22 protein-coding genes and 1 pseudogene are annotated in these 20,097 nt (G+C 45.2%); 17 read left to right on the forward strand and 6 right to left on the reverse strand.

Going from position 1 to position 20,097, the window contains the following annotated elements:
* The first annotated feature begins 47 nt into the window (after positions 1-47).
* From WA325_RS18235 to WA325_RS18300, 14 genes and pseudogenes are all read left to right on the forward strand, one after another.
* Positions 48-179, forward strand: coding sequence for a class III lanthipeptide (locus WA325_RS18235; protein WP_188323623.1), 132 nt, complete (start codon positions 48-50; stop codon positions 177-179).
* A gap of 139 nt (positions 180-318) precedes the next feature.
* Positions 319-450, forward strand: coding sequence for a class III lanthipeptide (locus WA325_RS18240; RefSeq protein ID WP_188323621.1), 132 nt, complete (start codon positions 319-321; stop codon positions 448-450).
* 253 nt (positions 451-703) lie between these two features.
* Entirely contained in the window at positions 704-847 is a 144-nt protein-coding gene (locus WA325_RS18245; RefSeq protein WP_181185673.1) for a class III lanthipeptide, read from the forward strand.
* Between the two features lie 62 nt (positions 848-909).
* A complete protein-coding gene (locus WA325_RS18250; protein ID WP_021481197.1) occupies positions 910-1,194 on the forward strand; it encodes a YfzA family protein in 285 nt (94 codons plus the stop codon).
* Between the two features lie 751 nt (positions 1,195-1,945).
* Positions 1,946-2,929 carry a tRNA dihydrouridine synthase gene (locus WA325_RS18255; RefSeq protein WP_336184053.1) on the forward strand — a complete coding sequence of 328 codons (984 nt, stop codon included), beginning with the start codon at positions 1,946-1,948 and terminating at the stop codon, positions 2,927-2,929.
* A gap of 250 nt (positions 2,930-3,179) precedes the next feature.
* Positions 3,180-3,752: a GNAT family N-acetyltransferase gene (locus WA325_RS18260; RefSeq protein WP_202853451.1), complete on the forward strand. Its 573-nt coding sequence runs from the start codon at positions 3,180-3,182 to the stop codon at positions 3,750-3,752.
* A 105-nt stretch (positions 3,753-3,857) separates the two neighbouring features.
* Entirely contained in the window at positions 3,858-4,310 is a 453-nt protein-coding gene (locus tag WA325_RS18265; protein ID WP_336184054.1) for a DUF6884 domain-containing protein, read from the forward strand.
* Between the two features lie 29 nt (positions 4,311-4,339).
* Positions 4,340-5,031, forward strand: a pseudogene (locus WA325_RS18270) (YfjL-like protein).
* A gap of 230 nt (positions 5,032-5,261) precedes the next feature.
* On the forward strand, positions 5,262-6,263 hold the full coding sequence (acoA, locus tag WA325_RS18275; RefSeq protein ID WP_336184055.1) for an acetoin:2,6-dichlorophenolindophenol oxidoreductase subunit alpha: 1,002 nt from the start codon (positions 5,262-5,264) through the stop codon (positions 6,261-6,263).
* Position 6,264: 1 nt separating this feature from the next.
* Complete coding sequence (gene acoB, locus WA325_RS18280; RefSeq protein WP_336184056.1) at positions 6,265-7,293, forward strand: acetoin:2,6-dichlorophenolindophenol oxidoreductase subunit beta; 1,029 nt, start codon at positions 6,265-6,267, stop codon at positions 7,291-7,293.
* 13 nt (positions 7,294-7,306) lie between these two features.
* Positions 7,307-8,503, forward strand: a complete 1,197-nt coding sequence (locus WA325_RS18285) for a dihydrolipoamide acetyltransferase family protein (RefSeq protein WP_202853456.1) — start codon at positions 7,307-7,309, stop codon at positions 8,501-8,503.
* A 16-nt stretch (positions 8,504-8,519) separates the two neighbouring features.
* Positions 8,520-9,896, forward strand: coding sequence for a dihydrolipoyl dehydrogenase (gene lpdA / locus WA325_RS18290; protein ID WP_101863598.1), 1,377 nt, complete (start codon positions 8,520-8,522; stop codon positions 9,894-9,896).
* Positions 9,897-9,999: 103 nt separating this feature from the next.
* Positions 10,000-11,817: a sigma-54-dependent Fis family transcriptional regulator gene (locus tag WA325_RS18295; RefSeq protein WP_336184057.1), complete on the forward strand. Its 1,818-nt coding sequence runs from the start codon at positions 10,000-10,002 to the stop codon at positions 11,815-11,817.
* Positions 11,818-11,869: 52 nt separating this feature from the next.
* Positions 11,870-12,049: a small acid-soluble spore protein H gene (locus WA325_RS18300; protein WP_010333419.1), complete on the forward strand. Its 180-nt coding sequence runs from the start codon at positions 11,870-11,872 to the stop codon at positions 12,047-12,049.
* A gap of 36 nt (positions 12,050-12,085) precedes the next feature.
* Here the strand turns inward: WA325_RS18300 and WA325_RS18305 are convergent, their stop codons facing one another.
* From WA325_RS18305 to WA325_RS18330, 6 genes are read right to left on the reverse strand one after another with little or no spacing between them, the layout of a single operon-like run.
* Positions 12,086-12,415, reverse strand: coding sequence for a YnfA family protein (locus WA325_RS18305; protein WP_081638253.1), 330 nt, complete (start codon positions 12,413-12,415; stop codon positions 12,086-12,088).
* Positions 12,416-12,465: 50 nt separating this feature from the next.
* Positions 12,466-13,020: a YfjD family protein gene (locus WA325_RS18310; protein ID WP_227599247.1), complete on the reverse strand. Its 555-nt coding sequence runs from the start codon at positions 13,018-13,020 to the stop codon at positions 12,466-12,468.
* Between the two features lie 10 nt (positions 13,021-13,030).
* Positions 13,031-13,585, reverse strand: a complete 555-nt coding sequence (locus WA325_RS18315; protein ID WP_105954839.1) for a YfjD family protein — start codon at positions 13,583-13,585, stop codon at positions 13,031-13,033.
* A gap of 16 nt (positions 13,586-13,601) precedes the next feature.
* On the reverse strand, positions 13,602-14,387 hold the full coding sequence (locus tag WA325_RS18320) for a hypothetical protein (RefSeq protein WP_059353378.1): 786 nt from the start codon (positions 14,385-14,387) through the stop codon (positions 13,602-13,604).
* Between the two features lie 11 nt (positions 14,388-14,398).
* Entirely contained in the window at positions 14,399-15,601 is a 1,203-nt protein-coding gene (locus WA325_RS18325; RefSeq protein ID WP_024120613.1) for a hypothetical protein, read from the reverse strand.
* Positions 15,602-15,606: 5 nt separating this feature from the next.
* Positions 15,607-15,921 carry a WXG100 family type VII secretion target gene (locus tag WA325_RS18330; RefSeq protein WP_024120614.1) on the reverse strand — a complete coding sequence of 105 codons (315 nt, stop codon included), beginning with the start codon at positions 15,919-15,921 and terminating at the stop codon, positions 15,607-15,609.
* Positions 15,922-16,255: 334 nt separating this feature from the next.
* Between WA325_RS18330 and glvA the strand changes: the two genes are divergently transcribed.
* The 3 genes from glvA to malP all read left to right on the forward strand — a co-directional run bounded on the left by glvA (position 16,256) and on the right by malP (position 20,036).
* On the forward strand, positions 16,256-17,605 hold the full coding sequence (gene glvA, locus WA325_RS18335) for a maltose-6'-phosphate glucosidase (protein WP_336184058.1): 1,350 nt from the start codon (positions 16,256-16,258) through the stop codon (positions 17,603-17,605).
* 65 nt (positions 17,606-17,670) lie between these two features.
* Positions 17,671-18,435: a MurR/RpiR family transcriptional regulator gene (locus tag WA325_RS18340; RefSeq protein WP_024120616.1), complete on the forward strand. Its 765-nt coding sequence runs from the start codon at positions 17,671-17,673 to the stop codon at positions 18,433-18,435.
* A gap of 14 nt (positions 18,436-18,449) precedes the next feature.
* The gene (malP, locus tag WA325_RS18345) at positions 18,450-20,036 is read left to right on the forward strand and encodes a PTS maltose transporter subunit IIBC (protein ID WP_059291626.1); all 1,587 of its coding nucleotides are present in this window, start codon (positions 18,450-18,452) and stop codon (positions 20,034-20,036) included.
* Positions 20,037-20,097 lie beyond the last annotated feature (61 nt).

Below are 20,097 nucleotides of genomic sequence, written 5' to 3' on the forward strand. Positions count from 1 at the left end.
TACTATTAGCAAAGTTGTAATAAATGATAAAAAGGAGGTCAAACCAAATGAAAGATGTATTGGAACTTCAACAACTCAATGAAGGATCTGACGTAGAAGCTTCAAAAGGCAAAGGTGGCTTGCTTACACTAATCACAACGATAGTAGGCACATCTACTATTAGCAACAACTGTGGATAAAAGGCCACACATAACAAAAAAGATTTTCTACGTACATCAAGTGCTGAAGTAGGAACAATGGGTAGGCACTTCTAACAACACTCATTGTCATTTACTATTAGCAAAGTTGTAATAAATGATAAAAAGGAGGTCAAACCAAATGAAAGATGTATTGGAACTTCAACAACTCAATGAAGGATCTGACGTAGAAGCTTCAAAAGGCAAAGGTGGCTTGCTTACGCTAATCACAACGGTAGTTGGCACATCTACTATTAGCAACAACTGTGGATAAAAGACCAAACACACTAAAAAAGTATGCTTGGTCGTTATACATTATATGAAAGCCTGAACAGGAAAAGGACCCCAATCCTTTTCCTGTTTCCAAAAAAAGGAACAAATTTAGCTTTCGTATAAATTCTTTTTACTATCCCATACTTCTTTTTTATTGTCAATGGAAAATGAATGAAGGGACTTAGTTCTTCATTTATATGTAGAACTAAAATCAAAAATGCTAAATTTATAAAATGAAGAATGGAGGAATATTAATGAATAATGTTTTAGCATTACAACAATTAAATAATAGTGCTGAGGTGGAACCGCAAGTGGGACCAACCATAACAACTATTACAGTAATACCTACAATGGTTATATCCTTAATAAGTAATTATTGCGACAATCATGCTTCATAATATAATGATTTTAGATTGACACTTGGCTAAAAAGTATTGCAGAGAAGGAAATGGATAACTAAATGGATAAAGTATATAAAAAACGACCGTTATATAAAAGAAGTTGGTTTCAAACATTTTTGGCATTTTTAGTATCTCAGCTTTATTTTAATTTTGTAGAATTAACGGGATGGGGTCCTAAGTATAGAGAAATGAATGGATTCCCAGCAAACATAGTTGAACTAGATTTCTTTCAAACATATCTTTCATTCTATGATAATCCATGGTTTAATATTATTACTGTTTTCTTGGGAGTTTTCACTATTATACAAATAATTACAGGGATAACAAAGGATATTCGAAATTAAAGCAATAACTTCTGATGCCTTATTTAATGATGAAAGAAAATGAACACTTTCTTAATTATCTTATGAGTGAAGACTGCGACACTTAGTCAGCAGTCTATTTTATTGGTTCTGGATCAGGATTACCGAATTATAATCCTATACAAATATATAGTAGGTTGCCACTTGCTGCGTTGGTTATTTTCTAAATCATGAGCAAATCCCAAATGGTTCAGATTAAAGTTCTTGCATTTTTTTAGTAGGAGTTTATTTTCTCTTCTCATCCTCTTTACTCCATGTGATTCATAAGTGGTAGCAAGCTTAAGTAGAGGTTTTTTCATTCTCTTGAGTACTCAGTTATACCACCCCCAACTCAATTTGCTTAATCAAAGTTTATCTCTTGAATTAGTTTTTCCGCAAATATGATATTGAGATACGGATATGGTGTAGCGATAAATATCTTATCTTCAATAACAGGACAATTATTTTGCGTTGGTAATATGGAGAACTCATATGATATTCTATTTAGGTTGGAATACTATTTATCCAAAAAGTTCAAAAGTAAGGCCACTAAGAAAGACGAAGGTCGGTGCCAGTGTTAGCCACAATATAAAAAATAGGTGTAGATAATCATCCCACGTGAAATGTTCAAAATTTACTATAGATTGATAAGAAATGCTTTCGCATGCGATAGTGTAAAAAAAGCATGGTCAGTCTTTTTATATTGAGATAAAGGTATAGCCGTATCCCCTAATGAAAGGATTTGATTTTTGTTATGACAGATAATTTCTGGCGTGAATTACCACGGCCTTTTTTTGTACTGGCACCAATGGAAGATGTGACGGATGTTGTGTTTCGCCATGTAGTGAGTGAAGCAGGAAGACCTGATGTGTTCTTTACGGAGTTTACAAACTCGGAGAGCTATTGTCACCCGGATGGAAAGGATAGTGTGCGCGGCCGTTTGACTTTCACTGAGGATGAACAGCCAATGGTAGCCCACATATGGGGAGACAAGCCTGAGAACTTTCGCCAAATGAGTATTGGTATGGCGGAATTAGGCTTTAAGGGTCTAGATATCAATATGGGCTGCCCTGTGCCTAATGTGGCGGGAAATGGAAAGGGAAGCGGCCTTATTTGTCGTCCTGAAGTTGCAGCAGAATTAATACAAGCAGCAAAAGCAGGGGGATTGCCTGTAAGTGTGAAGACAAGGCTTGGTTACACAGATGTGGACGAATGGCGTGAGTGGCTGACACACGTACTGAAACAAGACATTGCGAATCTTTCTATCCATTTGCGTACAAGATCGGAAATGAGCAAAGTGGATGCGCATTGGGAGCTCATCCCGGAGATTAAGAAACTTCGTGATGAGGTAGCGCCAGATACACTGTTGACGATCAATGGGGATATTCCTGACCGCCAAACTGGCTTGAAACTTGCTGAACAATACGGTGTCGATGGAATTATGATAGGGCGCGGTATTTTTACAAATCCATTTGCCTTTGAAAAGGAGCCAAAAGAGCATAGCAGTAAGGAATTGCTTGATCTTTTGAGACTGCATCTGGATCTCCATGATGAATATTCAAAAACAGAAGCTCGAGCATACAAACCGCTTCCTCGCTTTTTCAAGATATATCTCCGTGGATTCCGTGGGGCAAGTGAATTAAGAAACCAATGCATGAACACAAAATCAACAGACGAAGTGCGTGCATTGCTCGATGACTTTGAGAGGAAGTATCTTGATGGGGCGGAGCCAAAGTAAAAAGTGTTCCAATTCAAGGTGAGAGTGAAGTGGGGACATTAAACTGGTGTGAATGCGGTATTGCGCCGGATTATTCCTGCAAATTTTCATCTCGATATTCAGGGAGACATGCTGCCTAGAAGCTGTTGAAGTATTATAAGAATCAAGATAGCAGGGAAATTGTCCTTGCTATCTTTTTTTATCTATGGATAAGATAAAATACATGGTAATAACAGGAGATGGTGCGGAAACAATGAAGGGGGAGTTTACGGTGAAAGAATTTCCTATAATTGAAACAAAAAGATTATGTTTAAGAGAAGTAAACTTTGAAGATGCCAAAGATATGCTACCATATCTTTCAGATCAAGATGTTGTTAAGCCGATGGGGTTAGACCCCTTTGAAACAACTAAAGATGTGTGGGAAGAGATCAGGTGGTATAAATCCATATATGAAAAAGGTACAGGAATCAGATGGGGAATTACCCTTAAAGATTCTGGCATCGTAATAGGAAGTTGTGGATTTCTTAATAGACTTGCAAAACATTATCGAGCTGAAGTTGGGTACGAATTAAGCAAAGATTACTGGAGAAAAGGAATCGTCAGTGAAGCATTAGAGGCTGTTGTCAAATATGGATATAACCACTTGCAGCTGGAAAGAGTTGAAGCTCTTATTGAACCTTCTAATATCCCATCGATAAAACTAGTAGAAAAACAAGGTTTTAGCAGAGAGGGTTTGTTGAGACATTATGAATTCGCTTGTGGTAAATTTGAAGATTTATATATGTATTCAATGATCAAAGGAGATTTTACAGCTGGTTTGGGAAAAGATAAAAATAAATTTTAACTAATGCCTCTTTCACAGGAACTAACTGCCCGGGATATGGAAAATGAAACAGGGGCACTTGTTATTTCAACTATTATATGAAACAGAAATAGGGGGAAGAGAAAAATGAAACGACTATGTATCATCCCCTGCGGCAAGAAAAAAATATGGGACATCCATCCAGATAAAGGGCCGGCAAGGGCGGAGGACGCATATTTAAGCCCGTTTCATCAGGCGTGCGAGCGATATGCGAAAGCATTTTTCGATGAGTGGGTGATTTTGTCGGCGAAGCATGGATTCCTTCGACCTGATGATATCATTCCCGAAAATTATGATGTTACTTTTGGAACAGGCCATCCGGAGATCATGACAGCGGAGGAGCTGCGCCGCCAATTTCACGAAAAAGGGTTTTACGACATCGAAGAGCTCGTCATGCTCGGCGGGAAAAAATATCGTAAAGTCCTTAACACGGTCGTAGGAGATCATCAGCATATCAGCTGGCCGCTGGCACCGTACAAAGGCATTGGTTACATGCTTCAGGCACTGAACAGGGCGGTTGAAGAAAAAAAAGAACTGTAATACGTACATAATCGGAAAAGGGTGTGAAAATGAAAAGAATGGTGTTTGGCTTCCTTGCCATTGCGGTATGTGGAAGCGGCTTTTATATCTATCATATTTTATTCGGTGATCCATTTTCAAAAAATGCCGCAGAGCAAAAGCTCACATCATATGTCAAACAGACCTATCCTCAAAAAGAAATCAAGATCACGAATGGAGTTTATAACGCGAAAACCTCGGAATATGTGTTTCAAGCAAACACCCAATCTCAAAGCTACCAAATGTGCGCGATGGGGTTTCTCCATCCTAAGGTAACCTGCGATGGGATTGAAGAAGCCTATACCGAGTCTGTTGCAAAACATCTAAATCAAGAAGCATCAAAGGAAATCGAAACAGGTTTGAAAAAAGCCGTTCCGCAACTTATAACAGCCGAAGCAGATATCAGCGTTGAACACGCCCAGTTTACATTAGATACAAGCTGGAGCAAGCAATTGGCTGAATTAGCGCCGCTAAGTTTGACGATTCAGTTAGATGCAAGCGGAAAAACAAAAACAGATGCCGCGGCGATGGCGAAAACCGTCAGAAAAACGCTAAATCAAAAAGGGTATACATATTTCAGAGGCACGATAGACTGCATGCAGAAGGATGGGGACGGCGGCTTTGGTTATGTAAAATATTCAATTGACTTTACTCTCGAAATGCCATTCAGACAAACGATGCAGAGGCATTAGGAAGTCGATAAGATTTCCGAGGAAATAAATATGTCGATCGACGTCAAAAGACCGGGCAGGTGCCCGGTCTTTTTTATTTGGAATAAAACGAGACACATGGTTTCATATCGAGACAAAATGAGACACCTGTCTCAAACTGTCTCCTGGTATCAACATAGAAGACTGATTTTACAGGCATCTAATAGCTGGCACACTTCTTGCATTCATTAAGGCGAACCCTAAATAGAAGGAGGCACACACAATGGAACTGTTAAAACGAGAAGGCTTGTCATTAACTGAGGAAAAAGCGCTGTGGATGTACCAAAAGATGCTGGAAATCAGGGGCTTTGAGGACAAAGTGCATGAACTGTTCGCAGAGGGAGTGCTTCCCGGATTCGTCCATTTGTATGCCGGTGAAGAAGCGGTAGCTGTAGGCGTGTGCGCTCACTTAGATGATGGCGACAGCATTACAAGCACACACAGAGGGCATGGGCATTGTATCGCCAAGGGCTGTGATCTGGATGGCATGATGGCGGAAATATTCGGGAAAGCGACCGGACTGTGTAAAGGCAAGGGCGGTTCTATGCACATTGCCGATCTCAATAAAGGTATGTTAGGGGCAAATGGAATCGTCGGGGGCGGATTTACGCTCGCATGCGGGTCAGCGCTCACGGCTAAATATAAACAGACTAAAAATGTAAGCGTTTGCTTTTTTGGGGACGGAGCAAATAACCAAGGGACTTTCCATGAAGGCCTCAACTTAGCAGCTGTATGGAATCTTCCAGTTGTGTTTATCGCTGAAAACAACGGCTACGGCGAAGCCACGCCATTTGAGTACGCGTCAGCCTGTGATTCAATCGCTGATCGGGCAGCTGCCTATAACATGCCGGGAGTAACCGTGGACGGAAAAGATATTTTAGCAGTTTATCAGGCAGCAGAGGAAGCGATTGAACGAGCAAGAAACGGCGGAGGCCCGTCTTTGATTGAATGCATGACCTACAGAAACTACGGCCATTTCGAAGGAGATGCCCAAACCTATAAAACAAAGGATGAAAGAGCTGAGCACCTTGAAGAAAAGGATGCCATACAAGGCTTTAAAAACTACCTGTTAAACGAAACAGATGCCAATAAGCTATCAGATATTGAACAGCGTGTCAGCGAATCGATTGAAAAAGCCGTTTCGTTTAGTGAAGACAGTCCATATCCAAAAGAATCAGAGCTGCTGGCAGATGTATATGTCTCATACGAAAAAGGAGGAATGTAAGATGGCAAGAGTCATAAGCATGTCAGACGCGATCAACGAGGCGATGAAACTTGCGATGAGAAGGGACGAAAATGTGCTGTTGATCGGTGAGGATGTAGCCGGAGGAGCGGCAGTCGATCATTTGCAGGATGACGAAGCATGGGGCGGCGTATTAGGTGTCACAAAAGGGCTCGTTCAGGAATTTGGACGGAGCAGGGTGCTGGATACGCCCATTTCTGAAGCGGGCTATATGGGCGCCGCTATGGCTGCGGCATCAACAGGGCTGAGACCGATTGCGGAGCTGATGTTTAACGATTTTATCGGCACGTGCTTTGACCAGGTCATCAACCAAGGGGCAAAATTCCGCTATATGTTCGGCGGAAAAGCGCAAGTGCCGATTACCGTCCGCACCACATACGGAGCGGGTTTCCGGGCTGCGGCACAGCACTCCCAGACGCTGTACGGCCTTTTCACAAGCATTCCGGGGCTGAAGACGGTTGTTCCGTCGAATCCGTATGATGCCAAAGGTCTGCTGCTTGCGGCGATCGAAGACAACGATCCGGTGTTCTTTTTTGAAGACAAAACGTCCTACAACATGAAAGGCGAAGTGCCGGAAGAGTATTACACAATTCCGCTCGGAAAAGCGGACATCAAACGCGAGGGCAGCGACATTACGCTGTTTGCGATCGGCAAGCAGATCAATACCGCACTCGAAGCGGCAGCACAATTATCAGAAAAAGGCATTGAAGCCGAGGTGCTTGATCCGCGCAGTCTGTCTCCTCTGGATGAGGAAGCGATTTTCACATCGTTAGAAAAAACAAACCGGCTGATCATCATTGATGAAGCCAACCCGCGATGCAGCATAGCCACAGATATAGCCGCGATTGTGGCGGACAAAGGCTTTGATCTGCTGGATGCGCCGATTAAGCGAATTACAGCGCCGCACACACCTGTGCCGTTTTCGCCAGTGCTAGAAGACCAATATTTGCCGACACCAGATAAAATCGTCAGCGTCACGCTTGAATTGCTTGGCGAGCCGGCAGTGAATTAAAGGGGGGACACATATGGCGGTCAAAGTAGTGATGCCAAAGTTGGGAATGGCCATGAAACAAGGAGAAGTATCGATTTGGAACAAAAAAGTGGGAGATCCGGTTGAAAAGGGAGAAAGCATCGCCAGCATTCAGTCGGAGAAAATTGAAATGGAAATCGAAGCGCCTGAAAAGGGCACGCTGATTGATATTAAGGTGAAAGAAGGGGAAGAGGTTCCGCCTGGCACGGCCATTTGCTACATCGGGGACGCTAATGAATCGGTACAGGAAGAAACGGAAGAGCCAGCCGCTGAAGCTAGCAGGCAAGCCAATCCCCAGCCTCCTAAACAGGAGAACAAACCCGCAAACACTAAAAAAGACAGACTGAAAATCTCTCCAGTCGCCAGAAAAATAGCGGAAAAAGCAGGGTTAGACCTGAAAAATCTGAAGGGCACGGGACCGGGCGGACGAATCGTAAAGGATGATGTCACAAAGGCGCTTTCTGAACAAAAAAGGGAACAGGCTGAGCCAGTTTCCGAACAAAAGGCGCAGGAAACGGCAGTTACAGGCATGAGAAAAGTGATCGCGTCCCGAATGCAGGAAAGCTTGGCAAACAGCGCCCAGCTGACGATTACAATGAAGGCTGATATCACGAAGCTGGCAGCTCTTCAAAAACAGCTTTCGCCGACAGCTGAGGAACGGCACGGCACGAAATTGACGATCACTCATTTTGTCTCAAGAGCTGCGGTGCTCGCTCTCCAAGCACACCCTATGCTGAACAGCTTCTACAAAAATGAGCGCATTATCACACATCCTCATGTTCATCTCGGAATGGCTGTTGCTCTTGAAAAAGGGTTGGTTGTGCCTGTCATTCGTCATGCTGAAAAACTGCCGCTGATTGAGCTGGCCAAAACCATTTCAGAAAACGCCAAAAAAGCACGCGAGGGACGTACGGGGAGCGAAGAATTGCAAGGCTCGACCTTCTCAATCACAAACCTTGGCGCATCCGGCGTGGAGCATTTTACGCCGATATTAAATCCGCCCGAAACAGGCATTCTCGGCATCGGAGCAAGCTATGACACGCCGGTTTTTCAAGGGAAGGAGATTGTCAGAGGTACGATACTGCCGCTCAGCCTGACGTTTGATCACAGAACCTGTGACGGCGCTCCGGCAGCTGACTTTCTGAAGACGATCAAAACATATCTGGAGGAACCGGCAGCGTTAATTTTATAGAAAAGCAGGTGAGAACATGACACTAGCCATTATCGGAGGGGGACCAGCGGGCTATGCGGCAGCAGTCTCAGCGGCACAGCAGGGAAAAAAGGTGCTGCTCATTGACAAAGGCTCACTTGGAGGAACCTGTCTGAATGAAGGCTGCATTCCGACGAAGTCTTTGTTAGAAAGCGCAAATGTGCTCGATAAAATCAAACATGCCGGGCGCTTCGGCATTGAACTTCCGCCCGGTGCAATATCGGTTGATTGGGACAAAATGCAGAGCCGAAAACAGCAGGTTGTCAGCCAGCTTGTCCAAGGCGTACAGTACTTAATGAAAAAAAATCAAATACAAGTCGTGAAGGGAGAGGCCTCCTTTCTTTCTGACAAGAAGCTCTTGATCGAAGGGGAGAACGGAAAAGAAATCAGAGAGGCTGAACAAATATTGATTGCTTCCGGATCAGAGCCGATCCAGCTGCCCTTTGCCCCGTTTGACGGCAAATGGGTGATCGACAGCAAAGATGCACTCGGCCTTTCTGAAATTCCCGGTTCGCTTGTGATTGTCGGCGGCGGTGTGATCGGCTGCGAGTATGCCGGATTGTTCGCCAGACTTGGATCGAAGGTGACGATCATTGAAACGGCCGGCCAGCTGATCCCGGCAGAGGACGAGGATATCGCCCGTCTCTTTCAGGAAAAGCTTGAGGAAGACGGAGTTGAAGTTCACACCTCCTCCCGGTTAGAGCGTGTTGATCAAGCAGCCAAAACGGCGATATGGAAAAGCGGACAGCGTGAGTTTAAGACGAAGGCCGATTATGTGCTGGTGGCGATCGGCAGAAAACCTCGTCTGGATGGATTACAGCTTGACCAGGCGGGAATTGATTTTTCCCAAAAAGGTATTCCCGTAAATGAGCAGATGCAGACCAATGTGCCTCATATCTACGCATGCGGGGACGCCATCGGCGGCATTCAGCTGGCCCATGCTGCTTTCCATGAAGGAATCATCGCAGCTTCACACGCTTCAGGACGCGACGTCAAAATGAACGAAAAAAACGTGCCCCGATGTATTTACACATCGCCGGAAATCGCATGTATCGGATTGACGGAAAAACAGGCAAGACACGTTTACGGAGATGTACAGATCGGTGAATTTCCTTTTTCCGCAAACGGGAAGGCGCTCATCAAACACCAAGCGGAAGGAAAGGTCAAGATCGTGGCGGAACCGGAGTTCGGCGAAATCGTCGGAGTCTCAATGATCGGACCGGATGTGACCGAGCTTATCGGCCAGGCGGCTGCCATCATGAATGGAGAAATGACGGCGGATATGGCAGAGCATTTTATCGCGGCCCATCCGACACTGTCGGAAACGCTGCACGAAGCATTGTTAAGCACAATTGGGCTTGCGGTGCATGCATAACAAGAAAAGCTGGCGAATGCGCCGGCTTTTTTTATTGTTGAAAGCGCTTTAATTTTCCCCTACAATAGATGAAAACGGCGTGTAAGGGAGGAACGATCAAGGAATGAATTCGATCCCGAACGATTTGCAAACCTGGAAACGTTTTGTGAAAGACGGCGTGCTGGACGAAGCCCGAATAAGAAAAAGGATAGCCGAGTCCTGGCACCGCTGCAGAAAGGCTGAGGTTAACCCCTATTTAGAAAAAGGCCCGAAGGTTTTGCAGCAAACGGAACTGGATCAGCAGTTAAACAAGCATTCATTCTTTCTGTCGACCGCAATGCCTTACCTGGAAAAACTGCTGCCCGCCATAAAAGAAATGGAAATGATGGCGCTATTAATTGATGCGGACGGCATGGTGCTGGCGCTTGACGGCCATCGCCGCGCGCTGCATGAAGCCAAACGCATTAATTTTGTCGAAGGCGCGTGCTGGACAGAAACTGCGGTTGGCACCAATGCAATTGGCACGGCGCTTCACATTAGCGAGCCGGTTGTCATTCAAGGATCAGAGCATTATTCTGTCGCCTCCCATCACTGGAATTGCTCAGCAGCACCGATTCATTATGAGGACGGCAGTCTTGCGGGGGTGATTGATATCTCTTGCCCGGCAGCGCACACACCCCTAAATATGCTAGGCATTTCCGCGGCCATTGCCTTTGCCGCGGAAAGGGAATTGGCAGCCAAAAGCAGGGAGAAAGAACTCGAACTGCTCAGCCGCTTTGCCGATAAGGCAGCGTCCCGTGTGCCGATCGTGCTTTGCAATGCCAAACAGCACATCATCGGCGCAAGCCTGCCGATACGAACGTCAATACCGGATTGGCAAGGCCGGCATCTTTATGAGTTGAAGGAAAGGGGTTTTACGATCGAAAAAGCGGTCACAATGGGGGACAGCGGCACTTGTTTTTATTTATCGGAACAAAAGAAAAAGCCGGCCTTTCGATTTAATGGAGTCCTCGGACAAAGCAGGCAATCGCAAGTAATGCTCAAAAGCCTCGAACGAGCGGCCGCGGCTGATGCGACAGTTTGCCTGTCGGGCGAAACCGGCACGGGGAAGGAAGTCGCGGCCCGCGCGCTTCATGAAAACAGCGACCGTAAGAACGGCCCGTTTGTGGCCATTAATTGCGGAGCGGTCCCGTCGGATTTAATCGAAAGCGAGCTGTTCGGCTATGCAGAAGGCGCTTTTACAGGAGCGAAACGAGATGGCTACAAAGGCGCCTTCCAAAAAGCGAATCACGGCACCTTATTTCTAGATGAAATCGGAGAAATTTCCCACTCGATGCAGGTGGCGCTTTTACGGGTGCTTCAGGAACGCAAGATTACACCGGTCGGCGGGACAAAAGAAATCCCGGTTGATATCAGAGTGATTGCTGCCACACATTGTGATTTGCGTGAACTCGCAGAAAGCGGAAAAATCAGAGAGGATCTGTTTTACCGCCTTCATGTCTATCCGATTCAGCTTCCTCCGCTGCGGAACCGTCTCGAAGATATTGAGGCCCTCTTTGCGTACTACACACAGAAAAATGGATGGCCGGGAGAGCTTCCGCCTGCCTTTTTGGACGTACTGAAGCAATGGAAGTGGCCGGGGAATATTCGCGAGCTGTTTAATGTCTTTGAACGCCTTTCCATCAGGTTTCCGGACGGACGGCTGAGTGACGAGCCGCTTTCCTTATTGCTCGAAGCGTCGGGCTTGCCGATCGGCCCCGTAAAAGAAAAGGGGGCTGAAACAAAGGCGCTTAATCTCCGTGAGCAAATTCAAAAAGATATCCTCATCAATGCGCTTGAAACGGCAAAAGGAAACGTCTCCCAAGCCGCGAAAATCAGCGGCATTCCGCGCAGCACCTTCTACAAACGATTGAAAAAATTTAATATGACCGCTGGATCATAAAGCATACTTCTTTCAAGAAATGGAAACGTTATGGGTGAAGGAGGGTGTTGAGATGAATATACAGAGAGCGAAAGAAATCGTGGAATCACCGGATATGAAGAAAGTAACGTATAACGGAGTTCCGATTTACATTCAACATGTGAATGAAGAAACCGGAACAGCGAGAATTTATCCGCTGGACGAACCGCAGCAGGAGCATGAAGTGCTGCTGAACAACTTAAAAGAGGATTAAACAAACATGGCCCGCTTTCATAAGCAGGCCATTTTGTTATGCTCGCGGCGCAAATAAGATCACACAAACACCGATCAGACAAATCAGTGCGCCGATCCAGTCATACAGATCTGGAGTTTTCCGATCGACAAGCCACCCCCAAAAGACAGCTAGTACGATGAACACCCCTCCATAAGCGGCGTATACACGGCCGAAGGAAGGGAAGGATTGAAACGTCGGGAGAATGCCGTATACAATCAATATCAGCGCCCCGGCTGCCCCGTATCCGACGGGCTTCGCTTCTCTCAGCCACAGCCAAATCAAATAGCCTCCGCCAATTTCAGCAAGTCCCGCCGCGAGAAATAAAAGAATGGTCATCAGCATCACGCGCACCCCTCAAACTTCAATTACATTTCATTATAAAGGAGAGAGAGGTGTTAAAGCTTTGGATTCTCTTCAAATTCCTTCAAATACACACTGCGCTGAATCTCTGTAAACTGGCTGATCCAATTGTTTTTCGCCTCTTCCGTCATATGGGGCAGCATATAACGTTCAACCGCTTCGAAAAATAATGGATTGGCTATGATGTTCCAAGTCGGAATACGAACGATCTTGCCGTCATTCTTCTCAATGATAATATCCTCAAAGAAAATCCCTTTCAAACTGTATTGGTGGCGTCCCATATAAATGCGCTTGATTTCAGTAAAAGGCACGCTGCGTTTTTTTGTGAAGATTTCCCCATCAGGCCCTTGTTTAATACGAAAAATAACATGTCCTCGGCTTGTGAACGCCGGTAAAACCATAGAAAATGTGATCAAGCCATAGACAATCGCCATCAATCCGCCGCCAAAATAAAGCAGAGAGTACTTGGATTCGAACGTAATGGCTTCTGACACCAGCCACACGCCTGCAATCACGGCGCCGCCTGTTGCGAGAAACAGCCAGATTCTGAAAAACATTCTGCTTTTGACTTCGATATCATGTGATTCCAATGTGCTGCTCCTAAAGCTTCGGATGATTCTCAAATTCTTTTAAATACACATTGCGCTGAATCTCTGTAAACTGACCGATCCAATTCGTTTTCGCTTCATCATTCATATGTGGGACAATATAACGTTCAACCGCTTCAAAAAACAAAGGGTTCGGAATGATATTCCAAGTCGGGATGCGAATCGTTTTGTGGTCAGTTGTTTGAATTATGACATCTTCCTGAAAAATCCCTTTTAAGCGGTATTTATTGCGATTCATTTCAATTTTCTTGATATCGGCAAATTTCACAGTTGCTTTGTCAGTGAATATCTCACCATCTTTTCCGGTTTTAATACGGAAGATGATATTTCCCCTAGGGGTAAAGGCAGGGAAAAAGATGATAAATAAATATAAACAAAACAAGGTGAATAGAAAACCTGCTGGAATGGCTAGGAGATAATATTTCGTTTGAAAGGTAATCCCCATATAAAACAGCCATAAACAAGCAAGCCCCATACCGGCAGATCCGACAAAAGCCCATATTCTCAGGAACATTCTGCTTTTGACTTCGACTACTTGATTTTCCAATGCTCTTCTCCTTTTATCAATTCAGATTCTCGTTCGGTTTTGAAATGATTTGATTCACAACATCCTTATGAGCAGCCATGACAGTAAATTCATTCTGGGTGATACCCGTTACAAGCCAAGTATGGCGGGTGCCGGGCAGGATAAAAGCCATGTCATCCACTTCCGGTGCGTTATCTTTATCGTAAGACAGGCGCATCAGGGTATCCATCTTTCCTTTGCGTAATGACAAATCATTTATAAACCGGGTAATGTCCTCCTGGTAGTCGTGCTTTCCAAGGAATTCCTTCAGGTATGAGGGAGTCTCGGAAGCACCTTCCAGAAGTGCTTCAAATTCTTTTGATGTCAAAGTCAGGATAGATTCGCTTTTATCCTCGGTATCTATTATATTTAAAAACTCAGCTGTTTTTGTAAGTAATCCGTCGCTTGATTCCATTTTTTTTATACTATGTACTTGCTCATCAAAAAGAAGCTCATGGGAGTAGGTGCCAAATTTTGAAACATGGCAGGAAACATTCCGTTCGCTGCCTTGCTCGTCAAACTTGGAAAGCTTCACTGTATAGTCCGCGTCATTTAATACATGGATAAACGGGCAATACTCGTCCTTTAACCTGTATTGATGATTCCGATATTCAGCAGCATCCTTCGCCAAAAGCGAACGGCAGGCCGCTTCAAATAAAAATCCGAGCTGCTCATCTTCTATTTCAGGAAAATAGGCTTGCTTCAGTGACATGCCCTGTTCAAAAAAGCCTTCGCTGTAAAAACAAAATATGAGCTCCTCTAAGCTGATCGTAAACTGATTCATGGTTTATTCTCCTATCCGAATGAAAGTTTGCCTTTAAGGAAATGGGTTGCGCCGTGTATGAGCGAGTCCGCCGTTTTCTTTGCTTTGGCCATTCCTTTATGAATTGTTTTATTGGCCGCATCTATGCCGTCATTCACCGTTTTTACGACTTTGCCGGCCGCTTCCAGCCCCTTTTTGGCAGTATTTACAACAGCATGAATCGGTTCTTTCAGCTTTAAGGCTGCCTTTTCGGCGAAACCTGCCGTAAATTTGGCAATTTGTTCTCCTACCACTCCGCCAACATAAGAGCCAGCTGCGCCAAGGAGGACAGTACCAACAGGGCCTGCAAAACTTCCGATCGCCCCGCCTATTACAGCGCCTGCCGTTGCGCCGCCAGCGACAAAAATAGTGTTATTCACTGCATTGCCTACAGCTTTTGCATTTTCCCGTTTGAGCACTTCGGGTTTGTCTTCGTATTTTGCGTAATTTTCTGCGATCTTTAAGCCTGCTCCAAACGTTTCTGTCGCTCCGGTTATGAGTGTCGCTGTAATGGCATTTCCTTTTGCGAATTTCAAGCCTGTTTTTCCGACATCCTTCAGTGTTGAGCGTACGCCGGCTTCATTAACAAATCCTCTTGTATAGCTCCTTACGCTGTTTGAAAAATCCACCGTGTCCTGCGGAAAGTATTTTGTAAACTTTTTATGTACCAAATCAGAAAATGGCCGGTTTGTCTTTTTAAACAGATATTTTGGGTTCAAAAGCACTCTGGCTGCTTTTTGATAACGGGAGCTGTCTACTGCTCTGGAAATGTCCAATAGAAGCTTTGAATGCCGTGCAGTATGTAAGCCGCTTGGCTGTTTCACAAACTTTGTAAGCCCTAATCCGTAGTATTTTCCCTGGGTCAGCATCAGGGCAGTTAAGCTTGTCATCGTTCCGTATTTGTCGTAAGCGTTATAAAGCTTTCGTAAAATATTGTCCTGCTCAACAAATTTGTCGCTCGTTTTTCTGATGAATATCTCATTGTCACTCAGCTTGCTGACGAGTGCTTTTCCTGAGCTCCAAGCATCCCCAACACCCGAAAAACAGCTGCTGTAGCGGGGATCGCATTGTAAAATCAGCTGTCCCAGCTCCGCATGCAAATCCTTATATTTGTTTTCCATATCAGTTAATTCTGTGACCACATCATTTGCCAGCTGTTCAAGCTTATCCGGATCAACTGCAATGTTTCCTGACACGCTATTCACCTCTCGAGTTTATGTCTTTCCTCTCTTGCTTTTCTTTCTAATTCTTCCATTCTGGCAATCTCAGCTTTTCGTTCTTCTATTTTTACGGCAGCTGCCTTAAGTTCCTGGCTTGTTTCAAGCAGCTCCTGTTCGAACTGATCGTAGGCGGCTTTTGTTTCCTCGAAATCCTGGTCGAATGTGTCTCTTGCTTTTCCCTGCCACGCATCGCCCAATGCAGATAACCGGGAGTCAAGGAGCATTTTTGAGCTTCTGACCTCTTCTGCGGCTGCACTGTACTGATTTGCAAGCTCGATGACTTTATGTGAGTCCAACTTTTGTCCCCTGCCTTTCCTAAATTAACGCACAAATGGATGTTTTATATAAATGATTATAAATAATTCGGCATGTATCCGAATCGTACAAAAGAACCTTTTCATAAGAATTGGAAGGGCGTATATTCACTCAAATTTCACAGATGATGAGACTTTGAGATTACAAAAAAGGTAAAAAAATCAAATTGTTGAACTGATAGATAAGTGAGAAATTTCCCGCTCAATGGGAAAAAAAACTAAAACTGATCAAATGACCTAAGTGCGCCAAAAGCATTACGAGACAAGCTGTCACATGATATAAATAAAATGTAAACGTTATCAAGGAGGTCGTCATATGAAGAAAAAATCATTCTCAATCGTAATAGCGGGCGGAGGGAGCACATTTACTCCCGGGATTGTTCTGATGCTCTTAGACCATTTGGATGAGTTTCCGATCAGAAAGCTGAAGCTGTATGACAATGATAAGGAAAGACAGGAGCGGATCGCGGGGGCCTGTGACGTTTTTATCAGAGAAAAAGCACCCGAAATTGAATTTACAGCGACGACTGACCCGGAAGAAGCTTTTACAGACGTTGATTTTGTCATGGCACACATCAGGGTAGGGAAATACGCGATGCGTGCGCTTGATGAGCAAATTCCGCTGAAGTACGGAGTTGTGGGCCAGGAGACGTGCGGACCGGGCGGTATCGCATACGGTATGCGTTCAATTGGCGGCGTGCTTGAAATATTAGATTACATGGAAACATACTCGCCAGATGCGTGGATGCTGAATTACTCCAACCCGGCGGCGATTGTGGCGGAAGCAACGAGACGCCTCAGACCGAACTCGAAAATCCTCAACATCTGTGATATGCCGGTCGGTATCGAAGACCGTATGGCGCAAATTCTCGGCCTGTCCTCAAGAAAAGAAATGAAGGTCCGGTATTATGGATTAAATCATTTCGGCTGGTGGACATCCATTCAGGATCAAGAGGGCAATGATTTAATGCCGAAGCTGAAGGAACATGTGTCTCAGTACGGGTATATTCCGAATGCAGAGTCCGAAGCGGTGGAGGCGAGCTGGAATGACACGTTCGCAAAAGCGCGTGACGTGCAGGCCGCCGATCTGGACACATTGCCGAATACGTATTTACAATATTATCTGTTCCCGGATGACATGGTGAAAAAATCAAATCCGAACCATACGCGGGCAAACGAAGTCATGGAAGGACGCGAAGCCTTTATTTTCAGCCAATGCGACATGATTGCACGCGAGCAGTCCTCTAAAAACAGCGAAATCAAAATAGACGATCACGCGTCATATATCGTCGATCTTGCCCGCGCCATTGCCTACAATACAGGTGAAAGAATGCTTTTAATCGTTGAAAATAACGGCGCAATCGCAAACTTTGACCCGACAGCAATGGTAGAGGTGCCGTGTATCGTCGGCTCAAACGGGCCTGAACCGATCACAGTCGGAAACATTCCGCAGTTCCAAAAAGGACTGATGGAACAGCAGGTATCAGTTGAGAAATTGACAGTTGAGGCGTGGACGGAAAAATCCTTCCAAAAGCTATGGCAGGCGCTCATTCTCTCAAAAACAGTGCCGAACGCCCGTGTGGCAAGGCTTATTCTCGAAGATTTATTGGAGGCCAACAAAGATTTCTGGCCTGAGCTTGATCAAAGCCCGAGCCGTATCTCATAACTGAAAAATCCCCCATTTTCGAAATTTATATTGTATATAATAGAAAGAAAATGGGGGGATCTGATATGCAGCTCGAAGAACTGATTAATCAGCATTACAGTAAATTAAATGACAATGATTTTCATATTTTGAAATATATATTGAATCACAAGAACACGTGCTATCGTCTTGGAATCGATGCCCTTGCGAAAGCATGCAGCGTATCGCGTTCCTCGATTTTGCGCCTTGCCCAAAAGCTCGGTTTCAGCGGCTACAGTGAATTTCGCGTTTTTTTGAAGTGGGAAGATCAGCCGGAAGAAGGCGAGAGTATGAGTTTTCAAAAGCTGCTGGATGATATTGAAGCAAATTTGAAATTTATAAGGACAAAGGACATGACGGACATGTGCCAGCTGATTGATGAAGCGGACCGCATTTTCGTGTATGGGTCCGGAACGGCGCAAAAGATATGCGCCCATGATTTGCAAAGAATGTTTATCCCTCTCAATAAGTATCTGATTTTAATCGAGGGCAGAAATGAATTTGACCAGATGCAGGATGATTTTAAGGTGAATGACCTGTTTATCATCATTTCGCTGTCCGGAGAAACGCCTGAGCTGATTCCGCAGGCCAGGATGCTTTCCGCAAAGGGAGTTCCCTTTATTTCCATAACGAATTTGAAAAACAATGTCCTCGCCCAGCTCACACCGCATAATCTTTATGCGACAAGCAAGCCCGTGACATTGAGTGATAAAAAAGAAATTGTCGCTTTTGCGCCGTTTTTTCTCGTTGGCGAAGCATTGTTCCGCGCATATGTTGATTACAAAGAAGCTGAAAAAAACGACATTGAGTAGCAGGGGGTTTTGGTATGATGCAAAAAGTCCAGCGCTTTGGAAGCGCGATGTTTGTGCCTGTATTATTATTTGCGTTCGCCGGCATTATTGTGGGTGTCAGCACGCTTTTCAAAAACGAAACCCTGATGGGGCCGCTCGCTGATCCTGACGGGTTTTGGTATCAGTGCTGGTATATCATTGAGCAAGGCGGCTGGACGGTGTTTAATCAAATGCCGCTTTTATTCGCCATCGGCATTCCAGTCGCTTTGGCGAAAAAAGCTCAGGCGCGCGCTTGTTTGGAAGCGCTTACGGTTTACTTGACGTTTAATTATTTTGTCAGCTCGATCCTGACAGTCTGGGGAGGCGCCTTTGGCGTCGATATGAATCAAGAGGTCGGCGGAACGAGCGGATTAACGATGATTGCCGGCATTAAAACGCTTGATACCAACATTATCGGGGCAATCTTTATTTCTTCCATTGTCGTATTTTTGCATAACCGCTATTTTGATAAAAAACTGCCTGATTTTCTCGGCATCTTTCAAGGCTCCACGTATATCGTCATGATTTCCTTCTTCATTATGATTCCGGTCGCTCTGGCCGTGTCTTTTATCTGGCCGATGGTCCAAACGGGAATCGGGTCGCTTCAAAGCTTTCTTGTCGCTTCCGGGGCGGTGGGCGTTTGGATTTACACATTTTTGGAACGGATTTTGATTCCGACCGGTCTTCATCATTTTATTTACACGCCGTTCATCTACGGCCCGGCTGTGGCGGAAGGCGGGATCGTCACGTATTGGGCGCAGCACCTCGGTGAATATTCACAAAGCGCCAAACCGCTGAAGGAGCTGTTCCCGCAAGGCGGATTCGCGCTTCACGGCAATTCAAAAATCTTCGGCATTCCGGGGATTGCGCTCGCGTTTTATGTCACAGCCAAAAAGGAAAAGAAAAAACTCGTTGCCGGCCTGCTGATTCCTGTCACACTCACGGCCATCGTCGCCGGCATCACAGAGCCGATTGAGTTTACTTTCTTATTCATCTCTCCTTTCCTATTTGCGGTTCACGCCGTACTCGCCGCGACAATGTCGACGGTCATGTATATGGCCGGTGTTGTCGGAAACATGGGGGGCGGGTTAATTGAGGCGGTTACCCTGAACTGGATTCCGCTCTTTGGCAGCCACGGTATGACGTATGTGTATCAAATTCTGATTGGACTCTCATTTACTGCCATTTATTTTTTCGTCTTCCGATTTCTGATCCTCAAATTCAATATTGCCACACCGGGACGGGAAATTGACGATCAGCAGGAAACAAAGCTGTATTCGAAACAAGAATACAGAGAAAGAAAAAACAAAAAGGATGAAACAGCCTCCGCGGCAGAAACGGCAGATGAAACCGCTGCATTGTACATCGAAGCGTTAGGCGGAAAAGACAACATCACCGAGGTCACAAACTGCGCCACCCGCCTCAGAGTCAGCGTCAAGGATGAAAAAAAGGTCGAACCCGACAGTGTCTTCCGCGCGCTTGGCGCACACGGCGTCGTCAGAAACGGAAAAGCGTTTCAGGTGATTATCGGATTGAGTGTGCCGCAGATGCGGGAGCGTGTGGAAAAACTATTAGACCAATAAAGCAGACCCTCCTTTTTGGGAGGGTTTTCGTTTGCCGTCAAAAAGACCATCATAGTAAAGT

Source organism: Bacillus sp. 205(2023), from assembly GCF_037027485.1.
GTDB classification, from domain to species: domain Bacteria; phylum Bacillota; class Bacilli; order Bacillales; family Bacillaceae; genus Bacillus; species Bacillus halotolerans.